We start from the raw sequence: 20,081 nt of genomic DNA, 5'->3' as shown, positions 1-20,081 counted from the left end.
CAATATTATTTTAATAAAACAAACATATTTTTGTATAAAAAAACAAAGTATATATTTATTTTATATACTTTGTTCCCTTATCTCTGTATTATATATTCACTATTGCCTCTTGCTTTATAATTCTTTCATACAACTCATCTGATAACTTTTGAAAATCCTCTGGCATATCTTTCCCCTTAAATTTCTTTTGAAGCGTACCGTATAGGCCTATATCACGTAACCGTAAAAATAACGGTAACGATTCATACCAACTATCCGCCAGTCTGTGCTCATATTCATAACCTTTTCGTAGCACTTGTAACTGTTTACAAGCAAATTCTGTCTTTTTCTCCAATGTCCACGGTGTAAAAAGAACAGAGTAATAAAGAACCATTGCCAAATCATGAATGAAGTAATTATAGGTAGCGTCATCAAAATCAAAGATTGTTAGCCCTTTTCCATCATAATGAAAATTACCTGGATGAATATCGCCATGCATAAGGCCGAACGTTTCTCTTTCGATTGGAAGAGCCTTTATTTCATCCATTAATATAGCTGCAATCTCTTTCACTTTCTCATCTTCTAATTCATTAACAATTGCACTCTCATCCTCTTCCCACGTATCACGGTAGTCTGTTTTAGGGTAATTCATTGTAAGGCGATGCAGTTGTCCAATCGCTTTTCCCCACGCTTCAAAGTAAGCATCTCCCCAATAAGGCGATTCTTCTCCTTTTACTTGCTCACCTTTTGCATATGTAAATAAAGACGCAAAAAAGAAAGTACCATCTTCCGCTCCGATTTCTTCTACAAGATTTTGGGATGTTGAGTAAAGAGGTCCTGCTACCTTTGCCCCGTTCTCCGCAACATATCGTAAAAAATCTAGTTCAGCTTCTACCTCTTTTTTAGAGCGATGAGAAGAATGTGTTAAACGTAATACGTGACCTTTATCATTTTTATCCTTCGCCTTAAAAATATAATTCTCAAAATCACCAAGTGGATTTTCTTCTACTGTCACATGAAACAAACTTGCAGCTCTTGCTAAAATTTCATTCGTAAAAACACGTTCTACTGCTATCTCCATATATCTCCCTCCTATATATCCTTTATTTTAATTCGACATGAATGTCAGAAGTACTGCTATGAAATTGAATAATGCGTGGGCAATCATAGCCGATAAAATAGAATTTGTTTTCTCATATAACCACGCAAATACTACTCCGCTTAAAAAATTCACCGGTAATGTGTTATATGTCGGGATATGAACAATAGTAAATATTATTGAACTTATAAGCATACCGCCCCATATACCATATCTATCACGAAAAAACGTATAAAAAACACCTCGATATAAAATCTCTTCATATATTGGTGATATAACCGCCGCTCCAATTACCGCGATGCAAAACGAATATATTGATTTATCATCTTGGATCGTCTCCGTTTTACTATTTTCAAAAGAAATCCCCAGTTTCTCCATTATCATTAATACACCAATACTAACTACAATCAAAGAAATAACCGCTACAAATATCCAAAATAAATCTTTCCATGAAAGCTTCCGAATTCCAATATCTTTCCACGACAGTTTATATCTTTTTATGCAAAAAAGATAAACTACAAAGGTAAATATCACTGCCATTATAAGTCCCATTAATACTCCAGCATATAATGAGTTCCCTATTATTTTTAAAGCATAATCATAAAAAAGAGATTCAACCATTACTGGTACAATCAGAAATACGAAAACAAATAAATATAAAATTTCTTTCCATCCCCACATACATTTTAAAGTCATCTACACCATCCCCCCTATATCCTATTTTCTTTAGTATAAAAGATGACGTAACGTAACTTTCAAGCTACTTTTTTTCAAATAATTCAAGCGTAATTTTCTCACAAAAAACAAAATTAACAGAAATAATTTCAATGTAAAGGAGATGAAAATTAGGCCGAACACGAAAATTCACAACAAGATGATAGCAAAAAGCATATGTTTCCATCCCTCCTATATATCCTCTATTTAATTCGCTATATATGTGAGAATTACTGCTATGAATGCTATAAAAAATCCAATCCCTACACATAAAAAAATCTAAAAACAAAAAAGGCTGATTCACTAAATCAACCTTTACACTATTAAAAATACTATTATTCAATTCTTCATCAATTCATTCTTATATAACATTTACCTTTATATTTACTTATCTTCACCCTTTGTCTGCATTGAATTGAAGGTCCAATTTAACTTCAGTGCATCTCCTTGAAATACATTTTGCTCTTCATCATTATCTACAAATGTGAACATTACATAGAAAGTATCATCATCACCAGGAGCAAGTCCATTTCCTTCTCGGTCTACAACACCTTTTTGCACAAGATCAGGAATACTTCCATTTTGCGTAGCTACCTTTAATTCTGACAATGTAGTAGACCATATTGGAACCTCATTTTTATCCAAATTCCATAAGAAATCAACACGGATATGATCACCAAAATCAGCATTTCCATTATCTCCTTTAGCATCAATTACACTGTAATCTGTAAGAAGTTTCACGTCTCCTATTGCTAAGGTTCCTTTGTTAACTAATTGAAAACCTCGCTCCATTTCATCACCCGGTTTAATATTGTCCACATTAATAACAACTTCAGGATTAACGCTCAAATCTAAAGTACCCGCTGCAAACGTATTTTGTGACACTTCCTTATCACTGAAATACGCATATGTGCCTCCACCAAGTAAAGATAGACCAAGAGCTGCAGTTACAACACCCATACCAAGTTTTTTCTTAATACTCATTTCACAAGTCCCCCTATTTTTAAAGTTCAAACTCCAAACCTTATTTCCATCCCACAAACAATAATAATTAAGCAACTACCTTGTCCCATAACGAAAGCGAACTAACTTTAAACTATTTACTTCATGTATCCAAATAGCTATTATTTTAAGAATAACCGGTAATGTTACAGTGATCATTACCGGTCCATTGTTAGTAAACCCCATTTTCTTCTGTATTCATTGTTTTATCACTTAGTTTACTCTAGAATTGTGCCCACTTATTTTTTGGGTTCTAATCCAATGGAACGTAAGATTTTATCTAACGTCACTGGCCCTACATTTTCTTTCGGTTTTTGATTTTCTTTGGCATCTGGACCCTTTTTCAAGAAATTCTTCTCGATAAAACGAATATCCGTTTCGTTTACAACACCATCTTGATTGACGTCACCATCTTTGACAGCCACTTTTCCTTTTCCATACGATAAAGCTGCTATTCTAGCATCCTGAATATCTACCATTTTATCGCCGTTTACATCACCTGCAAGGTTGTCATCCATGTCAGCTCTAAAGTTTTGTCCCACTAATTCTCCATCCTGCATTTTCCCTATTTTTGTTGTGAATTTACTATTTAAATGACCTGGCATTTCTACGAAAATATCATATTCTTTATCGCTTACAGGAACACTATGAATTTCAAATTGCCCATTATCATTAACCGTTCCTGTATATTTCTTTCCATCCTTGCCAACTGCGTACACCTTTGCTCCTAGTTTTGTGTAGTCATTCTTACCTAAATACCCCTCTTCATTCAAGAAAGCTTCCAGACCAATATATCCTGTAACCGTTGAATGTTTTGAAACAATAGCAAAAGATTTATCTTTAAACACAGGAATCTCAATACCTTCTGATGCACCAGCTTTTGTATAAGAGAACTTATCTGCTCCAAATGCAGTTAAATCATTAAAATATTCATCGCTCGTCATTTCGAATGTAACATCTAAAAATGGTGTATCTCCATCTAATCCTTTAAATTCTTTTCCTTCCAATGATGCGCCAACTTTCACCTTGTTTTCCCAAGTTCCTTCTGTATTTATAGCCGGATCTTCTAATTTCAAGTTTAATCCATGTTGGTTTGCATATTCCGTAAGTGCTGAATTTGGTTTCACATCTGTAAATTTAAATAGCTGCTTGTTATAAGGAATTTCAAATGTACCTGACATAAGTTGTTTTACATTATTGAGATTTAAAGTTAACGTAATTTTTTCTCCTAATTTTATTTTATCTTTGTCGTAGCTTGGAACAGCGTATTCTGCCCCTTCTTTTACAAAGACGTAATCTTTAAATCCAGTTGCCATATTCCCTGCAGTTGCGAGATCATATCCAAATAATCTTAAATTTAACGGCTCATTTATTTCCTCTGGAAGTACTCCAAATTTGAAATCGCCATTTGCCTGAATTGTATTCAACCAACCTGACGGAAAGGCGGAGTTTTGATAATATAAAATTTGATTAGCTTTTTGGTCAAACTGGAGGCCTTTTGCCTTTAATGCATCCACTGTAGAATCATAAATATTACCATGTACCCATAATGCCCGCTGGCCGTCTTCTTCTTTGAACATGGAATCATTTACTTCATGAATACCAGGTTGTACATCCGTAAATTTCATTTCAGGTATCACATTATCAATGATAATGCTATCGCCTTTTGTATAAGATTTCCCTTCTTTATCGTATCCAACGAAATTCAATTCGTAATCTCCATCAGGCAACATAATAGGTTTATCCCCAATTGGATGGGCAGGATCTCCTGTGAACGGAAATACATACCCTCCCATACCAGAAAACATCATATATTCAATATTCGGTGTTAGACCGCTTGCATTAAGTGTACCAACGATTCCTAATGCCTTGCCTGTTTTCCTATCCTTCACAACCGCATCAATGGTCTCAAGGGGACTATTCAATTTAAACGCCAATGGCGAACTTGGTCTTTCCATATATGGATGGAATTTAGATGCATCTGTTGCCATTGCGTCTCTCAGCAAATCTACAGACTCAATCCCTTTTTCTGTGAATTTCACTGCAAATGGCACTTGATATACTTCGTTTTCATTGTTTTTATTTGAAATATGAATATACCCCTCATATCTACCGAATTCCGCGTTTTCTGGAATGATAATTTCAGGACTAATTTCCCCAGATGTACCAGGAGCCACTTTAATAGAATCTTGTACGTTCAGCTTCACACCATTCTTCACTGCATCCTGCACACCTACACTTGTTGGTGAAAACTCTACTTCCAATTTAAACTCTTTTCCGTCTGTTTTACTGTTGTTCTTAATTAGGACTTTTCGACTATCTTTAATTGGTCCATTTCCCAATTGATTTTTATACCCGAATGCAATAGAACCTGTTTTTTCTTCAATTTCTACTTCTTCATCATTTACAACGTTTGATGTTTTATCGATAACCTTGATAGATGTATCTGCATGAACTGCACGATACGCATCAATTCGGCCTGATCCCACCTCAAATACAGAGCGCTCTTCTTTTAAGTCAACTGCAGTATTCATAAGCGCTTCTTTTACTTCAAACGGACTATAGTTTGGATGTTCTTGTAAAATGAGTGCCGCTACCCCCGTAGTGTGGGGAGTTGCCATAGACGTACCTGACATACGCCCGTACGCTATCGGATAATTTTCTCCATCCTTTGGATCATTAATATATTCAGGAACAGTAGAGAAAATAGATACACCTGGCGCTACAATATCCGGCTTAATATCATCTGTTGTACTTGCAGGACCTCGTGAACTGAAATCAGCTAAGTGATCCCCCTCTGTTTTTATGTTATTCAGTTCTCCAAACGCTAAAGACACATCCCCTTGTACAGCTTTTGCTTGTAATTTCTCACCATCGTCTTTTGTTAAGCGGAACGAGGGGATAGATGACGTACTTTCTCCAAGATAACTTGTAATTTCACCATCCACATTATTGTATACAATTACCGCTTTCGCACCTGATTCCTTAGCATTTTTAATTTTTTCATCAAATGTAATCTCACCACGCTGGATGAGCGCTAGCTTTCCTTTTACGTCTTTCCCCTTAAAATCATCTAATTTCCCAAGGCCTGTATATACAACAGATAATGCTTGTCCTTTTAAGTCCTCAATCTTATCAGTAAAGCTTTTTCCAAGTAGCATCATCTTATCGACATGTAAATCACCTGCATCAGCAGAAAACGTTGGAATACTCATCGCAGCATCGCTTGCTCCAACTGTAACCGGAAGTGCGGCCGCGCTAGGTGATCCAAGAGTTCCTTCTGCTGGACCACTATTACCTGCCGCTACAACTGTGACAACACCAGCTAACATAGCATTGTTCACTGCCACAGAAGTCGGATATAACGGATCATTGATAGATGCACCTAATGATAAATTGATAACATCCATATCGTCTTTCACTGCTTTATCAATCGCAGCAAGAATACCGCTTGTTTGACCACTTCCATATGGACCTAATACACGATATGAATATAAATCTACATCTGGAGCGACTCCCTTAACCGCATAATCTACATTATTCTTTTTGTCTGCAGCAATTGTCCCAGCTACATGAGTACCATGGGATGTATAATATGCACTTCCCTCATAAATCTCAGGATACCCTCCAGAGTTTTGCCAATCCTTATACGTTGTCTCCATTGGATCAGCATCATTATTAACAAAGTCCCATCCTTTTATAGAGTTCGGATCTATTTTCGTTGGATCTTCACCTTGCTTTGCACGATATCCTTTATATGCATCTTTTAAATCAGGGTGGTTATAATCAATACCTGTATCCAGTACCCCTACCTTAATTCCTTTTCCTGTTATTTTTTCAGCGTGCAGCTTGTCCACACCGATTTGTGGTACACTATCTGCCATTTTTGGCCCAATAGCTGTCTTAGCTGTTTCTTTCGGCAAATCAATTTTGACCTCATGATCTTCCCATACGCGCTTAACGATACCAGTGCGAACTAAATCTTCAATCATATTCGCGGGTAACGACATTGCCACACCGTTAAAAGCATTCTTATATTCTCTTGTTATTTTGGCAGATTTAAAATTCGTCCCTTTATCTTTATTCTTTTGAAGCTGTTCAAACTCTGATTTAAATTCTTTATGAGATGCTTCTACCTTTTGTTCCGCAGTTGCAAGGGCTATTTTTTTCCCCTTAGCTGCTTGTTTTAACATCTCGATTTTGCTAGGTGCTTGCTTAAACTCTACAATCACATTCACATTATCAGGACTTGCTGTATTGATGCCTGGTGAAATAACAAAACCTGGTTTTGTATCTAACGTTTTTAAGGCATTACGTTGTTCCTTTGTAAGACCTTTCAATATAGCATTTGCGTCATCAATACCAGTTAAAGTAGATGTATTTACCTCTTCTGCCAATACGTTATATGGAATTCCTTGAGACATTAACATACCAACAGTTAGTGTTCCGATAAGTATTTTTCCGAATTTCCCCTTCTTCATAGCGCATCTCCTTATTATTAAAATTATTTTTTCTAAAATAAATCCTCTGAGCTCCTATTTAGCATTGGCAATTCTATCAACCTTGAATCTATTTAAAATAATCGAGAATCTCCAACACTACTACCGCCATCCCCACACTTCTAATCTTCTTTCTATAAAAGCTCCCATGAATTATTCCAACAATAGGGACTTACAACGTGAATTATTAGTAGTGTTAATCAATAATTCTATTTTTATTATTTCACATTTTGATTTTTCTGAATATTGAACAAAAGGAGTAATTTTTGTTCTAATGATTCTATGTCTAAATAGTACAAAAGAACTACCCGCTTCTTTATTTTTTGTAATACAAAATAAAGAAACACGATAGTTCTTTTAGACATCTTTTTATTTAATCGAGTGGAACCAAGTGATTTCGAACAGCATAAATCACTGCTTGTGAACGACTTTTTACATTGAGTTTTTTAAAAATTTTATTGATGTGAATTTTAACTGTCTTGTCACTAATATATAGAACTTCAGCAATTTCTTTATTACTCAGTCCCTTAACCAATTCAAAGAGAATTTCCTTTTCACGCTCTGTCAGTTCATTTTCGTTTGGTTCTAATTTCATTTGTTGCTGATGATATGTAATTAATTTTTTCGTCATACGCGGATGAATAACTGAATCGCCTTGATATAACATTCGAATTGCTGCCACTACCTGCTCTGATGATGAATCCTTCAATAAATAACCATCAGCGCCAGACTGAAGCGCATCCATTAAATACTCATCATGCTCATACATTGTAAAAACAAGTACTCGGCAATTAGGATATTTTTTTTTCACTAATCCCGTAGCTTCAATTCCATTTTTTCCTGGAAGATTAATATCCATCAAAATACAGTCTGGTCTACATTCCTCTACTTTTCCCAATACCTCTTCCCCAGAGCTCGCCTCTCCAACCACTTTCATATCAGATTCAACCTCTAGTATGCTCCGAATTGCGTCTCGTAAAAAAGCATGATCATCCACTACTAATATTTTAATCATTTTACGCACCCCTTGTTTGTGAATCTGGAATTAACAGTGTAATTTCTGTCCCTTTACCTACAGAACTATCAATCTGTAAAGTAGCCCCTAGTTGTTCAGCTTGTTCATTCATATGTAATATACCATAATGTGGTTCATGCTTCGTTTTAACCATAGACTCAAATAGCGAAAAGCCAACCCCATTATCTTTAACCCTTAAAAGCACGTGCTCACTTTGATAGCTTAGCAAAACATCAATCTTTTCTGCTTGTGCATGTTTAACAATGTTTTGTAAACTCTCCTGTAATGTATCAAAAATGACTCTTTCTTTTGAAAAGCTAAGCGCACGTGAATGACCTCTTTCATGATATGTAATGTCTAGTTCATATTCTTGTTTTAAAGATTTTATTTTACTTGCTATCGCCTGTTTAAGCCCTAATTGTTGTGTCGGATACGGTTTTAAAGCATAAATAGAATAGCGAACTTCCCCTAAGCTTTCCCTTAAATCCTTAATACTTTTCTCTACTACTTGTTGCATATCAGTTGGTTTATCATGGTATTTTTTCTGAGCGGATTCTAGTTGAAATATTACCCCGGCCAATGCTTGCGCGATACCATCGTGAATTTCGCGTGCAATTCTATTTCTTTCTTCTAAAATCATTCTTTTTTCCTGTTCAGAAATCAATATTCTTGTTTTAACTACGTTAGCTAATTGGTTAGAAAACGTCGCTAAAGACTGTACATCCTCCGGAAAAAAACCCGCATTTCTAGTTTTTCCTGCAACAAACATTCCAACCAATTCATCATTTACAATAAGAGGAAAATAAACAAGCGAGCGTATGACCTCATTGAATATTTCATCTCCAGGAGCCGCGCCAGTTTTCCAATCATTAAATATAAGATTTTTAGAGATTTCTCCAAATGCCTCAAAATTATCCGAATCATCAGAAATATCAAGTTTTACTTTTCCATCTTTCAATAGAAGATTCCAGTTTCCATCATCTTTTGTCCATATTACATATGCTTGTATTCCAAAAAAACCTTTAAGTGCCTGTTTAATATGTTTCAAGTTCCCTCCAGTTAGTCCACGACTAATTTCTGTTGTAATAAGAAACAGTTCGTATAATCGTTCCTTTTCCATCCTAATTCGCACAGAAAAAGAGCTGATAACTGAAATTGCTACAAGTGGAAAAAAGAAAAACAGTACTGTAATCTCGTTTATTTCCACACTATACGTACTACTTAATAAATGCATCAGAGCAGCATAGGATAAACCAAAAGTTTCACAAAGAAATACCGTTATGGTTTTTTTATACCATTGATATATCGAATACGGTTGTGGAAGGAGCACCATTAACAAATCGTATAAACGGTTGTTGAAAAAAACAAAAAACAAGCAAAACAATAACAAGGATATTAATTTCTCATACAGTACTGACATATCCATTCTGCTAATCAATAAAAACAGACATTCATTTGAAAACCATTCCGCCAAGATCAAACTAAGAGCATGTTGTGTACTGTTAAATAACATTCTTTGTATCGGCGAACGACGATGCAGGTGAATAATTAGCGTAACGAATACAATAGCAATAATAGTTATGTGTATTCCAAACTGCCAATTCATGGCGTAAATAATTGGAAAGGTAAGCGAGCTAGTTCCTCTCCAAAATCGTACAGGAAAATATTCCGCAATCCCCATAAATATTAATAACAATATTAGTATTGTTGGATGAGAAGGGATTTTAATTTCAAGTAAAGAGATAGTTATAGTAATTAAACCAAAAAAAGAAATGAAATAAAGATAAAAGCTAGCAACTTTTTCTCTCGTAGAAATAGAATTTACATCTTTCAAAACAGTCCCTTCTTTCTTTATAAGTATTCATTTTCTCTATTATCCAACAAAAAACCGGCACTGGCAAAATGGAAAAACTCCCACTAGCCAATCACCGGCTGTGCGCTATACCTAAAGAGGCAAGACACAATACTAATATAAATTGATTTTCATAAATTTCCTATTCATCAAATGATGTAATTATACATACCTCTAGGCTTATCCTCTATAGTACAAAAGATATATATTAATATCCCTAATCTACTATACGCTTTCTTTCCATCCACCTACTTCTCATTTTCTTTAGCCTAGAAGATGACGTAACGTTACTTTCAATCTAATTTCTTAAAAAGAATACAAGCATAATTTTTTCATAACAAGCAAAAATTAACAGTGACTATTTCATTCTAAAAGGGGTGGGCATAATGACAGAACAAACCAATAATCAAAAGACGAATAAAACGAAGCATATGTTTCCATCACTTGCGGAAAATATTAACTACATTGACAACAAACTTTTCCATTCCGATGATATTAAAAAACTCGATTTTCCTTTTCAAAATGGAAAAGGAACAATTGTATATATCGAGTCTCTAGCCGATCCTAATTTACTTCATAAATTGGCTCTTGAACCATTATTAACACGAAGTGAATTATCTCTTGATAAAGCCTTTGCTACATTGAATATGAAAAAAGAAACGAATTTATTGTATGGTATACAGCTTTTGTTACAAGGGAAGTCTCTATATTTCCATGAAAATGTCCAAAACTTTTGTATCTTTGAAACAGCTTTATCTTTAAAAAGAGATATAACAGAACCTGATAATGAGGGGATTGTAAGGGGACCACATTCTGGTTTTGTAGAAGATTTGGCTACAAATTTAGCTTCCGTACGAAAACTAATTAAAAGCCCAAATTTAGTCGTTAAGTATTTTACCCTTGGTGAAGAGATGCACACGAAAGTAGCAATTGTTTATATGCAAGATTTAGCTAACGATGATCTCGTTACAGAAGTAAAAAGAAGGCTAGAAAATATTAAAACCGATTCCCTTATGGCGCCAGGATACATACAAGAATTTATAGAAGATACTTCTTTTTCACCATTTCCGCAACAATTAAATACAGAGCGTCCAGACAGAACTACTGCTAATTTAATGGAAGGACGTGTAGCTATTTTATCTGACGGAGATCCAACAGCACTTATCGTTCCCGTCACATTATTTGCTTTTTATCAATCACCAGACGATTATAATAATCGATGGATTGTCGGTTCTTTCGTACGAATGATTCGGCTCGTTAGCTTTTTAATCGCATTTCTCTTACCAGCCCTATACATCGCAACCGTCGCTTTCCACCCTGATGTATTGCCACTTGAACTCGTTTATACAATTAAAGCTTCGTTAGAAAAAGTACCTCTCCCTCCTATCTTTGAAGCTTTATTAATGGAATTGATTTTCGAATTATTACGAGAGGCCGGTATTCGCCTGCCGAGTCGAGTTGGACAAACAATCGGTATTGTAGGTGGCTTAGTAATTGGTGATGCTATTGTAAAAGCTGGACTTGTTTCTTATACGATGATTATTGTCGTTGCTTTAACTGCAATTGCTTCGTTTCTCGTTCCATCAAATGATATGAGTTCAGCTGTTCGAATTCTTCGTTTTCCATTAATGATTTTAGCTGCTTTATTTGGCTATGTAGGAATTTCTTTCGGTTTAATTATTACTTTCGTTCACTTATGTCAGTTGCATTCTTTCCATACACCATATCTTTCCCCTATTGCTCCCATGCGGATAAAAGATATGAAAGATTCTTTCGTAAGACTTCCTATTTGGTCATTTTGGGAACGCCCCCATGATCCAAAACCGAAAAAAATGCAAAGGCAACATGTAACGAGAGAGGATGAGAACGGTGACAAGCACGCAAAGTAAGGTTTCACTGACTCAATTTACCTTCTTCGTCGTTCAGTGCCAAATTGGTGTAGGTATACTCTCTCTTCCTAATCGTCTTCATCCAATTGCAAAAGGTGCTGGATGGATTTCTACACTTATAGCTGGACTAGCTATTCAAATTATTATTTTACTTATGTGGTTTTTACTAAAGAGATTTCCCGATAAAAATATATATGAAATTATTTGTACAATGTTCGGAAATAAGTTCGGGAAACTACTAGGATTTTCTTATATTATCTACTTTATCATCATCGGGATGACTGTTATGTTAAATGCTTGTAACGTCATTAAAGTATGGATTTTACAAGCAACACCTTGGTCTGCAATTTTAATTTTATTCACAGTTACATGTGCTTATTTAGCTTATAACACATTCAAAGTCATTGTACGATTTTACGTCATGGCCTCTGTCCTCATTATTCCTATGGCTCTTTTAATTGCTCTCGGATTAACACGTGCTGATTTCTCTTATATTTTTCCACTTACAGAAGCCGGATGGTTAAATATTATTCAAGCCTCAAAAGAAACCATTACAGCAATGTATGGTTTTGAAATTATTCTCATTGCTTATCCGAAAGTAAATGGTAATCCAGTAGGAAGACTGAAAGCAATTTCTATCGCTAACGGATTAGTAACACTATTTTATGCTTTTACAGTTTGGATTTGTTTTATCGTATTTAGTCCAAAGCAAGTTGAACTTATCCCTGAACCAGTTGCTTATTTGCTTCGCTCTCTACATATCGGAATTGTAGACCGGACTGATTTAATTTTCATTCCAATATGGATGATAACTGTTGTAGCTTCTATTGCTAGTTATTATTGTGCTGCTTCAATTGGCATTGGTCATATATTTAATATAGAAAATCATAAAAAAGCCGTTCCAATTGTTGGCCTCATCTCTTTTTTTGTTGCAATATTTATAGACACACCAGAACAACTAAAAATGCTTGCAAATTTCACAGATAAATTCACTTATATTTTCATTGTCGTCCTTCCTTTTTTATTTCTTCTCTATTCCTTATTAAGAAATAAGAAAGGAGAGCACTATGCGCAAAAGAACAATTAAACTATGTACAGTATTATGCTTTAGCGTATTCCTTTCTGGTTGTTGGGATCAAGAGCCTTTAAGAGAAGCGAGATTAGCTTATAGTCTCGGGTATGACATTACAGAAGATAATAAACTGCAACAAACAATTGAGCTCGTAAAAAGCTCGAGTGGTGAACAATCATCATTTGAAAATGAAGTTCATTCAGCAACTGGCCATAACGTACGTGATACGAGTGATTCTTTGAAAAAAAATGTGACAGGTAATATTCGTTATTTTAAATATGGTGTACAACTATTAGGAACTAAAATTCAAAAGAAAGGAATACTTCCCTATTTAGATGTTGGATTCAGAGATCCAACAAATCCAACTGCACTAGTAAAGCTCATTTCAGTAGATGGTGAAACAGCTAAAATATTAGCGAAAAAGAAGGTAGGAAATTTATTAATTGGAGACTTTTTAAAGAAAAAAGTAAAGAGTTTAGAAGACATGAGTGTGTTTCCAAAAGAAACTTTAGAAACAGCTGCTACAAAAATGTTAGATCCAGGTAAAGACTTCACCCTTCCTTCTATAAAACTAAAAGGAAAAGAAGTTGTAACCAATGGTGTAGCTCTATTTAACAACGATAAATTAACTGGACTTTTGCCCTTGCGACACTCTGTACTCTTCGTATTATTAACTGAAAAAATGGGGAAAAGTGCACGTATAACCCAAAAGCTTACGGACGACGATTCATCTAGCACATCCGATTATCTCACAATTGAAGTGAGCAATCGTAAACTAAAGCGAAACTTAAAAGTGACAACAGATAAAAAAGGGAATGTCTATGCTCACATTAAACTACAACTACAAGTCATAGCGCTTGAAGCTCCAAGAGATAATATGTATAAAATGGAAGAAAGAAAAAAGTTAAATAAAAAATTATCGAAACAGCTCACAAAGGAAGCTAAAAAAATAACCAACACACTACAAAAGGCTAATTGTGACGCTTTCGGTATAGGTAGAAATCTTATCGCTTATCATCCAGAGTTATGGAAGAAAAAGAATTGGAATAAAGATTATGCAAAGGTAAAATTTAAACCGGAAGTAGAAGTAAAGATTTTATATAGTGGCGTCTTAAAATAAAAAGGTTGTATGCCAAGCCGGCATACAACCTTTTTATTTCGTATATCGATATACAATTGACTCATACGGTCTTAAGTTAAGATTAGTAATATCCTTACTTGAATCTTTGTAATTTGATAATAATACTTCTTGTTTCATTCCCTCCAATTGAAGATTTCCTGGTGCCGAATACGCTATTTCCTCTCCGTAGAAGTTATTGATAACAAGTAATACTTCATTATTTACAGTACGTGTATATGCCCAAATCTTGAGATGATTTTCATCTAAAACATCATATTTCCCTTCTGTAATTACATCGTATTTTTTTCTAAGTTCAATTAACTTTTTATAATGATAAAAGACAGACTCTTTATCTTCTAATGCCTTCTCTACGTTTATTTCTTTAAAGTTTTCAGCCACTGAAATCCAAGGTGTACTTGTTGTAAAACCACTATTCACCTCTTCATTCCACTGCATCGGAGTACGTGAATTATCACGCGATTTTTGTTTTAAAATCTCTATAATCTCTTCTTTTGATAAGCCTTCTTCTTGTTTTATATCATATATATTTAACGATTCTACATCACGATATTGCTCGATAGAATGGAAGTTAGGATTCGTCATACCAATTTCTTCACCTTGATAAATATAAGGCGTTCCTTGCAACATATGCATAGCTGTCGCTAACATTTTAGCAGATTCATTTCGGTACTTCTCATCATCACCAAACCGTGAAACAATACGAGGTTGGTCATGATTACACCAGAATAATGCATTCCACCCTCCGCCCTTTTGCATTTCAATTTGCCAATCCGACATAATTTCTTTTAATTTAATAAAATCAAAATCAGCTTTCGTCCACTTATCACCATTCGGATAATCTACTTTTAGATGATGGAAACTAAACGTCATACTTAGTTCATTACGCTCTGGGTTTGAATAATTAATACAATTATCAATTGTCGTAGATGACATTTCTCCAACTGTAATTACATCTTTCCCTTCAAAAACATTTCGGTTCATCTCTTGTAAATATTCATGGACGCGTGGACCATCCGTATAATATTTACGCCCATCATTTGTAGCCGTGGTGCCTTCATCACTTAAAAATCTTTGATCTTTTGAAATTAAATTAATAACATCAAGGCGGAATCCTTTTACACCTTTCTCCAGCCAAAAGCGCATCATATCGTACACTTCTTCACGAAGCTTTTCGTTTTCCCAGTTTAAATCAGCTTGTGTCTCATCAAATAGATGTAAAAAATATTGGCCTGTTTTCTCATCATATTTCCAAGCAGATCCTCCAAATTTAGATTGCCAATTATTCTTTTCATCACGCCAAATATAATAATTGCGATACGGACTATTCTTATTTTCTTTTGCTTCTTTAAACCACTTATGCTCCGTTGAACTATGATTTACAACGATATCAAGCATGATTTCAATGTCACGTACTTTCGCTTCCTTTAAAAGTTCTTCAAACTCTTCCATCGTCCCATAAGATGGATCAATGCTGTAATAATCACTTACATCGTATCCATTATCATTTTGTGGTGATCGGTATATCGGTGTTAACCAAATATAATCCACTCCGAGTTCCTTTAAATAATCTAATTTCTCTGTAACTCCCTTTATATCACCGGTTTCTTTATTGTAGTAACTATTAAAGCTCTTCGGATAAATTTGATAGACTACACTTTTATGCCAATCCTTCATGCTTAACTTCCTCCTACTTCTGTTTTGTTCGTTTCGCAAATAACCATGTTAATGTAAATGGAATTACTACTGCGATTATCATCCCTACAATAAACATTGGAATCGATTTCGGAATGATAGAAATAAATGCTGGCAATCCGCCAATTCCGATAGCTGGTGCTAATACACCATTTAATGTAATGAATATCGCCGCTATAGCAGAACCAATAATCGCTGCATAGAACGGGAATTTATTTCGTAAATTCACACCGAACATCGCTGGCTCTGTAATACCGAAGTACGCTGAGATTGCTGATGTCGATGCCATACTTTTATCATTTTGATTTTTAGAAATCCAGAACATCGCTAGTGCCGCGCTACCTTGTGCAATGTTAGAAAGAGCGATCATTGGCCAAATGAATGTACCGCCGTGTTGTGCAATTAATTGTAAATCAATTGCAATAAACATATGATGCATACCTGTAATTACAAGCGGTGCATATAATGCTCCAAATAACACTGCTCCAACTACTGGTACTGTTTCATATACGCCTACTAATCCAGCTGTTAACAAATCTCCAATATGACGTGTAACCGGACCAATAATTCCTAAAGCTAACACACCTGTTACAACGATTGTTGTAATTGGTACAACTAATAATTGAATTGCGTTTGGCACATGTTTCTTTAAAAAGATTTCCACTTTACTTAATACGAATGCTGCTACTAAAATGGGTAAAATTTGGCCTTGATACCCTACCTTTTCAATTTGAAATAGCCCTAAAATATCGAAGTACTCAATCTTTTGTCCTTCTAAACCAGTCGCTGCTTTTCCATAATCCCACGCGTTTAATAAGGCCGGATGCACAAGCATTAATCCCATAACAATCCCAAGTATTGGACTACCACCAAAACGCTTCGTTGCTGACCAACCGACAAGCGCTGGTAAAAATACGAATGCAGTATTGGCCATCATATTAATTAAATCCCAAAGCCCACCTAAGTTCGGATATACTTCTAATAAATTTTTCCCATCAAAAAATAAGTCCTTTGCCCCTAATAGGTTATTAATCCCCATTAGTAAACCTGCCGTAATAATTGCTGGCAAAATCGGCATAAATACATCTGAAAATACTTTTACAAACTTTTGAACTGGATTTAATTTTTTATCCCCTGAACCTTTTACGTCAGCTACCGTCGATTCTTCCATGCCTGCAAGCGTTATCAATTCAGCGTATACTCGATCGACATCCCCTGGACCAATGACAATTTGAAATACCCCAGCGTTATGAAACGCTCCCTTTACTAATGAAACAGACTGTAATTTATCATTATCTATTTTACTTTCATCTTTTAAAGCGATACGGAGCCTCGTTACACAGTGCGCAGCTTGTTCAATATTGTCTTTCCCACCAATATACTGCAACACTTCTTCTGCTGTCTTACGATAGTCTTTCCCCATATTCCCGTCCCTCTTTTCTGTTTTTGATACCGTTTACACTTACATATTAACTCGTATATATAAGTTAGTCAACACTCGTATATACGAGTTAGTGATTTTTTTATAAAAAAAAAGATGAAACGTTATTTCGTTTCACCTCTTTACTTTCTTCGCGCCACATCCGAAAAGTGAAAAATATCTAAGCGGTGACGTGATTCCGTATATTCGAACTGACTCCCATCGTATAAATGAGTAAAGTTTTTCACAACGACAACATAGTCTGTGCCATTTAAATCCAAATACTTTCGGTCATCATCTGTACATGGTTGTACTTCAATTACCCTCTGTGAATAGCTAATATGTAGCCCTAATTCTTTCTCAATGTATTTATAAATCGATGCAGTTGCAATTCCTCTCGTTAACCCTGGAATATATTCCGATACAAAATGGTTTATATCTAAAATTACTTTTTCTCCATCAATATTTCGTACACGTTTAATATGATCTATTTCTGTTTTCTCTTTCACGTTTAATAGTTTTGCAACCTCTTTTGTCGCTTTTGCTTTCTCCATTTCCACGACTTCTGTAATACAGTAACGTCCTAAACGTTCATTTTCTTCTTGAAAACTTACAATACCACCAAAGTTAAATTCAATGTTTTTACGCTTTAATACAAAAACACCTTTTCCGTGTATTTTTTGAACATATCCACGCTCTTGCAATAAATCTACAGCTTTTCTTACAGTACCTCGGCTTGCCTCATACTGCTTCATTAATTCCGTTTCTGATGGGATTTTGCATCCTTCTTTTAATTGTTTATTATCAATAGACTTGCTGATTTCTGTATAAATTTGTTCATACTTACTCATCATCTACAATAGCCCCTTGTCACCTTCTAGTTCTATATGTATTATACCACGCTATACTCTTCTGCCAATCTCTCACTTATTTTCCAGTACAAGAAAACTACAGGTAAATATTTAGTCCCTAAAACGGATTTTTATAAATTTTTTAATATTTTTCTTTTCATTCAAAAAAACATGTAGTATACTAACTTCAAAATCAGAGGAGAAAGGGAGCAAAGAACTATGCTTACTTATACAACTGTAGTTACATTTGCACAAAAACATCATCATCATACTTAACCCTTGAAACCTAGCGGAAAAATTACGCGTAGGTACAAGGGTTATTCCCATTGTACCTACGCTTTGGCAGAGAGCCATGTAGGTATTTTTTATCTACATGGCTCTTTTTTTATTGCCAAAAATGCTAGTAAAAAATGATGTTTAAGCAAAACTTACTACAAAGGAGTTAACAAAAATGGAAACGAAAAAATGGGGATTATGGATTTTAACAGCTTTTGTTATCGGGAATATGGTTGGCGGTGGCGTATTTATGCTCCCAGCAAATTTAGCACACGTATCAGGTCCAATGGGATCTACACTTGCATGGAGTATTACAGGACTTGGTGTATTTATGATTGCACTCGTATTTGGAAATTTAGCAATTCGTAAACCAGAATTAAAAGCAGGACCACAAAGTTACGCCCAAGCAATATTTACTTCCCAAAAGGCAGGTAAAGTTGCAGGATATAGTATGGCTTGGGGGTACTGGGCTGCTAACTGGGCTGCTACAGCATCTGTAATTATTTCCTTTGCCGGATATTTATCAACATTCTTCCCAGTTTTACAAAGTAAGCAAATTCTCTTTTCAACAAACGGATTTTCATTAGAACTTGGAAAAGCTTTAACCTTCATAGTATGTAGTATGATGCTATGGGGAATTCAATATATTCTTTCTCAAAATATTGATAGAGCAGGAAATATGAACCTTCTTGCAACGATCGCAAAAATCATCGGATTTACAATGTTTATTGTAATCACATTATTCATTTTCAATGCCTCTAATTTCGGGGACGGTCAAACATTTATGAATGAAGCTGGACAACCTATTGCGTTGGGTGGACAAATAAATTCAGCTGCTATTGCAACACTTTGGGCGTTTATCGGTATTGAGTCCGCAGTTATGCTCTCTAACCGCGCAAAATCTCAGCGCGACGTTAAGAAAGCTACGATTTTCGGATTAATTATCGCTCTTCTTATTTACATGGCAATTACTCTACTAACAATGGGCGCTCTTCCACAAGACGCTTTAAAAGAGTCTCAAAAGCCATTAGTAGATGCATTAAATTTAGCAATTGGTACTAAAGGTGCTTATATAATGGCACTACTTGCACTCGTATCTTTATTCGGCTCTACTGTAGGATGGATCGTTGTTAGCTCAGAAGTACCTTACCAAGCAGCAAAGAATGGGCTTTTCCCTAAGTTTTTCGGAAAAACAAATAAAAAAGGAAGTCCTTCTAAATCATTATTTATTACAAATGTGATGACACAAATTTTCTTATTTTCAACAATTTCTGGTACTGTTTCAGAAGCATACAATTTCGCTATTGTTGTAGCGACATTAGCATATTTAATCCCGTACCTTGTTTCTACCTTGTATCAGTTAAAATTAGTTATTACGGGGGAAACGTATGATATAATGCCGGGATCTCGAATAAAAGATGGAATCATTACTGCACTAGCATTTTTATATTCCATTTGGGTTATTAAAACAGGAACTGCTGATTTAAAAACGTTCTTCTTAGGAATTGGGTTGTTTGTATTAGGCCTTATTCTTTATCCAATTTTAATGAAAGATTCACAAAAAAAATAATAAAAAAAGA

At 35.0% G+C, this 20,081-nt stretch carries 13 protein-coding genes; 4 read left to right on the top strand and 9 right to left on the bottom strand.

The features are described from left to right. Nucleotides 1-88: 88 nt before the first annotated feature. The 6 genes from BWGOE10_RS03030 to BWGOE10_RS03005 all read right to left on the bottom strand — a co-directional run bounded on the left by BWGOE10_RS03030 (nt 89) and on the right by BWGOE10_RS03005 (nt 10,142). Nucleotides 89-1,060, bottom strand: coding sequence for a phosphotransferase enzyme family protein (locus BWGOE10_RS03030; protein ID WP_070140867.1), 972 nt, complete (start codon nt 1,058-1,060; stop codon nt 89-91). A gap of 27 nt (nt 1,061-1,087) precedes the next feature. Then, a complete protein-coding gene (locus BWGOE10_RS03025; RefSeq protein WP_070140866.1) occupies nt 1,088-1,774 on the bottom strand; it encodes a CPBP family intramembrane glutamic endopeptidase in 687 nt (228 codons plus the stop codon). Nucleotides 1,775-2,176: 402 nt separating this feature from the next. Then, the gene (locus BWGOE10_RS03020; RefSeq protein ID WP_070140865.1) at nt 2,177-2,776 is read right to left on the bottom strand and encodes a TasA family protein; all 600 of its coding nucleotides are present in this window, start codon (nt 2,774-2,776) and stop codon (nt 2,177-2,179) included. A 257-nt stretch (nt 2,777-3,033) separates the two neighbouring features. Continuing rightward, nucleotides 3,034-7,275 (bottom strand): S8 family serine peptidase, encoded by a 4,242-nt coding sequence (locus tag BWGOE10_RS03015; RefSeq protein WP_070140864.1) that lies wholly within the window; start codon nt 7,273-7,275, stop codon nt 3,034-3,036. Between the two features lie 391 nt (nt 7,276-7,666). Then, complete coding sequence (locus BWGOE10_RS03010) at nt 7,667-8,308, bottom strand: response regulator (RefSeq protein ID WP_070140863.1); 642 nt, start codon at nt 8,306-8,308, stop codon at nt 7,667-7,669. Nucleotide 8,309: 1 nt separating this feature from the next. Beyond that, the gene (locus BWGOE10_RS03005; RefSeq protein WP_070140862.1) at nt 8,310-10,142 is read right to left on the bottom strand and encodes a GAF domain-containing sensor histidine kinase; all 1,833 of its coding nucleotides are present in this window, start codon (nt 10,140-10,142) and stop codon (nt 8,310-8,312) included. Between the two features lie 404 nt (nt 10,143-10,546). Here BWGOE10_RS03005 and gerKA point away from each other — a divergent pair, with 404 nt between their 5' ends. From gerKA to BWGOE10_RS02990, 3 genes are read left to right on the top strand one after another with little or no spacing between them, the layout of a single operon-like run. After that, nucleotides 10,547-12,049 (top strand): spore germination protein GerKA, encoded by a 1,503-nt coding sequence (gene gerKA / locus BWGOE10_RS03000; RefSeq protein WP_070140861.1) that lies wholly within the window; start codon nt 10,547-10,549, stop codon nt 12,047-12,049. Then, the gene (locus tag BWGOE10_RS02995) at nt 12,030-13,136 is read left to right on the top strand and encodes a GerAB/ArcD/ProY family transporter (RefSeq protein WP_070140860.1); all 1,107 of its coding nucleotides are present in this window, start codon (nt 12,030-12,032) and stop codon (nt 13,134-13,136) included. Before gerKA ends, BWGOE10_RS02995 begins: the two co-directional genes overlap by 20 nt. Beyond that, nucleotides 13,117-14,241 carry a Ger(x)C family spore germination protein gene (locus BWGOE10_RS02990; RefSeq protein WP_070140859.1) on the top strand — a complete coding sequence of 375 codons (1,125 nt, stop codon included), beginning with the start codon at nt 13,117-13,119 and terminating at the stop codon, nt 14,239-14,241. The genes BWGOE10_RS02995 and BWGOE10_RS02990 overlap by 20 nt, the downstream gene beginning before the upstream one ends. Before the next feature lie 33 nt (nt 14,242-14,274). Here BWGOE10_RS02990 and treC read toward each other — a convergent pair whose 3' ends face one another. The 3 genes from treC to treR form a co-directional block, all read right to left on the bottom strand. Further along, nucleotides 14,275-15,936, bottom strand: coding sequence for an alpha,alpha-phosphotrehalase (gene treC / locus BWGOE10_RS02985; protein WP_070140858.1), 1,662 nt, complete (start codon nt 15,934-15,936; stop codon nt 14,275-14,277). A 13-nt stretch (nt 15,937-15,949) separates the two neighbouring features. Then, nucleotides 15,950-17,377, bottom strand: coding sequence for a PTS system trehalose-specific EIIBC component (gene treP, locus BWGOE10_RS02980; RefSeq protein ID WP_070140857.1), 1,428 nt, complete (start codon nt 17,375-17,377; stop codon nt 15,950-15,952). A 140-nt stretch (nt 17,378-17,517) separates the two neighbouring features. After that, on the bottom strand, nt 17,518-18,228 hold the full coding sequence (gene treR / locus BWGOE10_RS02975; protein WP_070140856.1) for a trehalose operon repressor: 711 nt from the start codon (nt 18,226-18,228) through the stop codon (nt 17,518-17,520). Between the two features lie 448 nt (nt 18,229-18,676). Between treR and BWGOE10_RS02970 the strand changes: the two genes are divergently transcribed. Further along, the gene (locus BWGOE10_RS02970) at nt 18,677-20,071 is read left to right on the top strand and encodes an amino acid permease (protein WP_070140855.1); all 1,395 of its coding nucleotides are present in this window, start codon (nt 18,677-18,679) and stop codon (nt 20,069-20,071) included. Nucleotides 20,072-20,081: the final 10 nt, after the last annotated feature.

Source organism: Bacillus mycoides (genome assembly GCF_001757995.1).
GTDB lineage: Bacteria > Bacillota > Bacilli > Bacillales > Bacillaceae_G > Bacillus_A > Bacillus_A mycoides_B.
This window is presented reverse-complemented; position numbering and strand designations above follow the sequence as displayed.